General features: G+C 69.7%; 5 protein-coding genes. All 5 read left to right on the top strand.

Annotated features, from left to right (window positions below; all coding sequences use genetic code 11):
- Positions 1 to 721: OBAP family protein (locus IBL25_RS23695; RefSeq protein WP_238940623.1), on the top strand; the 721-nt coding region annotated here is incomplete at its 5' end.
- 102 nt (positions 722 to 823) lie between these two features.
- Positions 824 to 4,531, top strand: coding sequence for a PAS domain S-box protein (locus tag IBL25_RS23690; RefSeq protein ID WP_187780936.1), 3,708 nt, complete (start codon positions 824 to 826; stop codon positions 4,529 to 4,531).
- Positions 4,532 to 4,660: 129 nt separating this feature from the next.
- Positions 4,661 to 5,227: an elongation factor P gene (gene efp, locus IBL25_RS23685; RefSeq protein ID WP_187780935.1), complete on the top strand. Its 567-nt coding sequence runs from the start codon at positions 4,661 to 4,663 to the stop codon at positions 5,225 to 5,227.
- A gap of 106 nt (positions 5,228 to 5,333) precedes the next feature.
- Positions 5,334 to 6,191 carry an inositol monophosphatase family protein gene (locus IBL25_RS23680; RefSeq protein WP_187780934.1) on the top strand — a complete coding sequence of 286 codons (858 nt, stop codon included), beginning with the start codon at positions 5,334 to 5,336 and terminating at the stop codon, positions 6,189 to 6,191.
- 63 nt (positions 6,192 to 6,254) lie between these two features.
- The coding region (locus IBL25_RS23675; RefSeq protein WP_408898164.1) for a hypothetical protein at positions 6,255 to 6,446 on the top strand (192 nt) is incomplete at its 3' end.

Raw genomic sequence — 6,446 nt, 5'->3', positions numbered from 1 at the left:
GGCCTCGCCACAGCCGGGGCCGCACTCGGGGGGGCCGGCAACGGCGGGCGAGCCGCCTTCCGCCCGCAGCCGGGCGCTGGGCGCCGGGGCGGCGGTGCTCCAGACCAAGGCGCCGCTGAACGCCATGGACCTCTACCTCAACGGCTTCCACTTCTATGCCGATGACATGGGCCGGCAGGTCGAGGCGCACCACTTCTGCACCCACCTGACCGAGGATTTCCACCAATGCACGATCTTCGACAGCAATGAGGCCGATGCCCGGCTGATCGGCATCGAATACATCATCTCCGAGCGGCTCTTCCTGCAATTGCCGGAGGACGAGAAGCGGCTCTGGCACAGCCACCACTACGAGACGACCTCGGGCGAGCTGGTCATGCCCGGCATTCCGGAGGCGGTGGAGACGGTGGCGATGCGGCAGCTCGCCGGCACCTATGGCAAGACCTGGCACACCTGGCAGGTGGACCGCGGCGACACCCTGCCGCTCGGCATCCCGCAGTTGATGATGGGCTTCACGGCCGATGGCCAGCTGGAGCGGCGCCTGTTGGAGGACCGGGACCGGCGGCTGGGCACCTCGGCGGCGGAAAGCCGCAAGGCGCGCGCGGATATCCCGGTGCCGCAGCCAGCCCCGGGGGCCAATTCCTGGCAAAGCGGGCAAAGCCCGCAGCTCACCCTCCAGACCGTGCCGCTGCGCAACAGGCGCCCAGGCGGCGGCACGCCTTGACACCCCTGAGGCGCGGACCACAGGTTGCATCATGTGTTACCTGCCTGCTGAGGCTGCATGCGCCCTCGCGCGCCGCGGCCTGAGGCCAGCCTGGACGCCGCCTTGAGCACGAGTGAGATCGACCGGCTCCGGCAAAGGGAGCGGCTGCTGGAAGCCGAGGTGGCGCAGCTACGGCGCCTGCTGGCGGAGCGGCCTGCCCCGGGCGGCGAGGCACCCCCGCTCCCCCAGACCGCTATCCTGGGCAATGTGCTGGATGCCGCCATCATCGCCTCAGACCCGGAAGGCCTGGTGACGGAATGGAACACCGGGGCGGAGCGCATCCTGGGCTGGACAGCGGCGGAGATGCTGGGCCAGCCGCTGGAACGCATCTTCACGGCCGAGGACCGCGCCGCCAACCGTATCTGGACCGAGAGGCGGCAGGCCCTGCGGGAAGGCCGTGTCATCGCCCAGGGCTGGCAGTTGCGCCGCGACGGCAGCCGCTTCTGGGCTTCCAGCGAGCTGACGCCGCTGCAGAACGGCGATGGCGTGCCCCTGGGCTTTCTGCGGCTGCTGCGGGACCGGTCGGATGAGCGGGCGACGAACCGCCGGCTGGCCGAGAGCGAGGCCCGCTACCGCACGCTGTTCGAGGCCATCGACGCCGGCTTCTGCATCATCGAGATGCGCTTCGATGCGCGGCAGGTGCCGGTGGACTACCGCTTCGTGGAGGTGAACCCGGCCTTCGAGCGCCAGACCGGGCTGGTGGAGGCCGCCGGCCGCTGGATGCGCGATCTGGCGCCGGACCATGAACAGCACTGGTTCGATATCTATGGCCGGGTGGCGCTGACCGGGGAGCCGGTGCGCTTCGAGAACGCGGCCGCCGCCCTGGGCCGCTGGTACGATGTCCACGCCTTCCGTATCGGGGAGCCGGAGGAACGGCGCGTCGCCCTGCTGTTCAACGACATCTCCGACCGCCGCCGGGTGGAGCTGGAACTGCAGAAGAGCGAGGCGCACTGGCGCGGGCTGTTCGAGCAGCTGCGCGAGGCCTTCTCGGTCTGCGAACTGATCCGCGATGACTCCGGCCGCGCCGTCGATTGGCGCTACCTGGATGTGAACCCGGCCTGGGAGGAACTGACCGGCCTGTCGCGCGAGGACACCATCGGCCACACGGTGCGGGAGTTGATCCCCGACATCGAGGACGAGTGGGTGCATGACTTCGCCCGGGTGATCGAGAACGGGGAAACCATTGCCTTCAGCCGCCAGGTGGGAAGGCTTGGCCGCTGGTACGAGGGCCGCGCGCATCCCCTGGAAGGCGAGCGCTTCGTCGCGCTCTTCCTGGAGGTGACGGAACGCCGCCGCGCCGATGAGGAGGCCCGGCGCCTGGCGGCGCTGGTGGAGCAATCGGCCGATTTTATCGGTGCCTGCGGGCCGGACGGGCAGATGGTCTTCGTCAATCCCGCCGGCTGCCGGCTGGTGGGGCTGGAGGAAGCGGCGGCGCGCGGCACCCGCATCACCGACTATTTCGCGCGGGAGGAGCGCGACCTCGTGGCCGGCACCGTGCTGCCGGCCGTGCAGCGCCAGGGCACCTGGCAGGGCGAGTTCCGCTTCCGCGACTTCCGCACCGGCGCGGTGCTGCCGGTGCTGTTCAATATCTTCACGTTGCGGGACCCGCAGGGCCGCCCCACCGGCTATGGCACCGTGACGCGCGACATGCGGGAGATGCGCAAGGCCGAGCTGCGCCGCAACGCGCTGCTGGAACTGGCTGACCGCCTGCGGGACCTGCGCGACCCTGGCACCATGTCACTGATCGCGGCTGAGATCATCGGCCGCACGCTGGGCGTGGACCGCGCCGGCTATGGCCGCTTCGCCCCGGATGGCGAGACCATGGTGCTGGAGCAGGATTGGGTGGCGCCTGGCATCCGCAGCATTGCCGGCCAGCACAGCATGCGGGACTACGGCTCCTTCATCGAGGACCTGCAGCGCGGGCAGACGGTGGTGGTTTCCGATGCCCGTGAAGACCCACGGATGCGGGACAGCGCGGCGCGGGTGGAGGCGCTCTCGGCCCGCGCCATCATCAACCTGCCGCTGCTGGAGGATGACCGCCTCGTCGCCTTCTTCTTCGTCAACCAGGCACAGCCGCGCCACTGGACGGAGGAGGAGGTCACCTTCCTGCGCAACGTGGCCGATCGCACCCTGGCCACCATCGCGCGGCGGCGGGCGGAAGATGACCTGCGCAGCCTGGCCGGCCGCCTGGAGGAACTGGTGGCCGAGCGGACGCGGGAGCGCGACAGGCTCTGGGAACTGAGCGAGGACCTGCTGCTGGTTGCGGATTACGACGGCCATCTGCTGCGCGTCAGCCCTTCCTGGAGCCGGCTGCTGGGGATGGAGGAGGCGGATCTGCTCGCCACCCATTATGCACAGCTGATGCATCCGGAGGATCTCGGCCCGGTGCTGGCGGCTTTGCGGGACATGCGCGCCACGGGCCAGGCGATGCGCTTCGTGAACCGCCTGCGCGACAGCCGGGGTGGCTGGCGCTGGTTCGCCTGGACCGTTTCGCCGGAGCCGGGCGGGGAACGGCTTTCCGGCATCGGCCGTGACGTGACGGCGGAGAAGGAACAGGCGGCGGCGCAGGAGCGGCTGGAGGAGCAGTTGCGCCAGAGCCAGAAGATGGAGGCGGTGGGGCAGCTCACCGGCGGCATCGCGCATGACTTCAATAATCTTCTGACCGGCATCGGCGGCAGCCTGGAACTGCTCTCCACCTATATGGCGCAGGGCCGGATGCGGGAGATGGAGCGATTCATCGAGGTGGCGCAAAGCGCCACGCGGCGCGCGGCGGCGCTGACGCACCGGCTGCTGGCCTTCTCCCGCCGCCAGACGCTGGACCCGCGCCCCACGGATGCCAACAGGCTGGTGGCGGGCATGGAGGAACTGGTGCGCCGCACCGTCGGCCCCGCCATCACGCTGGAGGTGGTGCAGGCCGGCGGCCTCTGGCCCATCCTGATCGACCATCACCAGCTGGAGAACGCGCTGCTCAACCTCTGCATCAATGCGCGCGACGCCATGCCGGGCGGGGGCCGGCTGCGGATCGAAACCGCCAACCGCCTGATGGATGAGGCCGAGGCGCGGATGCATGACCTGCCGCCCGGGCAGTATGTCTCGCTCTGCATTTCCGACACCGGCACGGGCATGACGCCGGAGGTGGCGGCCAAGGCCTTCGACCCCTTCTTCACCACCAAGCCGCTGGGCCAGGGCACGGGCCTCGGGCTTTCCATGGTCTATGGCTTCGCGCGACAGTCGGGCGGGCAGGTGCGGATCTATTCCGATCCCGGCAAGGGCACCACCATCTGCCTTTACCTGCCGCGCCACGAGGGAACGGACGCCGCCGAGAGGATGGAGAAGGCGCCTTCCGAGCTGATCCCGACGCGGCAGGGCGAGACGGTGCTGGTGGTGGATGACGAGCCCAGCGTGCGCCTGCTGGTGGTGGAGATCCTGCAGGACCTTGGCTATGTCACCATCGAGGCGGCGGATGGCGCCGGCGGCCTGCAGGTGCTGCGCTCCGACACGCGCATCGACCTGCTGGTGACCGATGTGGGCCTGCCTGGCGGCATGAACGGCCGCCAGATGGTCGATGCGGCGCGCGAGGCGCGGCCGGACCTGAAGGTGCTCTTCATCACCGGCTATACGGAGGATACGGTGCTGGGCCGCGGCCAGTTGGCGCTGGGAGCGCAGATCCTGACCAAGCCTTTCAGCATGGAAAACCTGGCGGCCAAGGTGCGCGCGATGATTGCCCAGGGCGGCGCGGCGGAGGCTGCCCAGGACGGCACGCAGGGCTGAGCCGCGGCTGCCCCATTGCCCGCACCCCCTTCCCCGCGTTAAACCCCCGCGCCGTCCGCCTCCTGGCCTTGCCGGGAGCGCGGCCCTTTTTCGTTCCTTCAAGCGTCTCCAGACACAGGTGCCCCGCCCATGAAGCAGCAGGCCAACCAGATGCGCCCCGGCCAGGTCATCGAGTACGAGGGCCGTCGCTGGACCGTGCTGAAGATCCAGATCATCACCCCGGGCAAGGGTGGCGCCTTCATCCAGGTCGAGATGCGCGACATCAAGACCGGCACCAAGAAGGACGACCGCTGGCGCACCGCCGACACCGTCGAGCGCCTGATGACCGAGGACAAGGAGTTCACCTACTCCTATGCCGACGGCGAGAACCTGGTGCTGATGGACCCCGAAACCTTCGAGCAGACCGTTGTCCCCGGCGCCATCCTGGGCGACCGCCTTCCCTTCCTGGAAGAGAACATGACGGTCTCCGTCAAGCTCATCGAGGGCGACCCGGTGGCCATGGAGCTGCCGCAGCACGTGACGCTGGAAGTGGCCGAGGCCGACCCGGTGGTGAAGGGGCAGACCGCCTCCTCCTCCTACAAGCCGGCCCTGCTCTCCAACGGCGTGAAGACCCTGGTGCCGCCCTTCATCACCGCGGGCGAGAAGATCGTGGTGAAGACCGAGGACGGCTCCTACGTCGAGCGCGCCAAGGGCTGAGGCCCTTCGGGTGCCGCGCTGACGCACCCTTCCTGATCGCCGCGGCGGGCAACCACCCGCCGCGGCTGTTTCTTTTCTTCCGGCCTTCTTCGGAGAAACCCTGCCCGTGGCCCAGTCCGCCCGCCTCTCCCCCGCCCTGAATGTTGTCGTCGCCGCCGTGCAGAAGGCCGGCAAGCGCCTGCTGCGCGATTTCGGCGAGGTCGAGCAGCTGCAGGTCAGCGTGAAGGGTCCGGGCGACTTCGTCTCCCAGGCCGACCTGCGGGCGGAAGAAACCCTGCGCAACGACCTCGGCCGCGCCCGCCCCAACTTCGCCTTCCTGGGCGAGGAAGGCGGCATCACCGGCGCCGAGGATTGGGAATGGCGCTGGGTGATCGACCCGCTGGACGGCACCACCAACTTCCTGCACGGCATCCCGCACTGGTGCATCTCGGTGGGCATCGAGAAGCGCACCGGCGAGAACACCAGCGAGATCATGGCCGGCGTGATCTACAACCCCGCCGCCGACGAGCTCTTCTGGGCCGAGAAAGGCATGGGCGCCTTCCTGAACGACCGGCGCCTGCGCGTGTCCGGCCGGCGGGAGATGCTGCCGGCCGTCTTCGCCACCGGCATCCCCTTCGCCTCCATCGGCCGCAAGGCGGAATTCAGCGCCACCCTGGCGCGGCTGATGCCGCAGGTGGCCGGCGTGCGCCGCATGGGCGCCGCGGCGCTGGACCTCGCCTGGACCGCCGCCGGCCGTTACGACGGCTATTGGGAGTTGGGCATCAAGCCCTGGGACATGGCGGCCGGGCTGATCATCCTGAAGGAAGCCGGTGGCTATGCCACCACGCCGGAGGGCGGCGACCCTTATCCGAGCGGCAACATCGTCGCCGGCAATCCGCACCTGCAGCCCAAGCTGCGGGAAGTGGTGCAGGAGGGCATCGCCATGGTCGCCCGCGCCCGCGCCGAAGGCCGTTCCGAGGGCTGAGCCTTCCATCGCCGGGCGGTGCGGATTGAGCCCGCCCGGCGATAGGTCTAGGGTGCGGAACATATGCGTCCTTGTCGCACCCTTCCCCGCTGCCATGCCCGCCGCGTCCTGATGGCGCTGCCGCTGGCTCTCTCGCTTGCCACGCCCGCGCTGGCGCAGGTCGGCGCGCCCACGGGCGTCTCCCGCCGCCCACAACCCGCCGTGCCCAGTGACCCGGCACCCGCCGCGCCGCAGCCGCCGGACCTGACCCAGCCG

Origin of the sequence: Pseudoroseomonas ludipueritiae (assembly GCF_014490445.1) — a bacterium.
GTDB lineage: Bacteria > Pseudomonadota > Alphaproteobacteria > Acetobacterales > Acetobacteraceae > Pseudoroseomonas > Pseudoroseomonas ludipueritiae.
This window is presented reverse-complemented; position numbering and strand designations above follow the sequence as displayed.

Bases quoted from the DNA above. Each gene is read 5' to 3' on its own strand.
- efp (WP_187780935.1), top strand. From the start codon at position 4,661: ATGAAGCAGCAGGCCAACCAGATGCGCCCCGGCCAGGTCATCGAGTAC.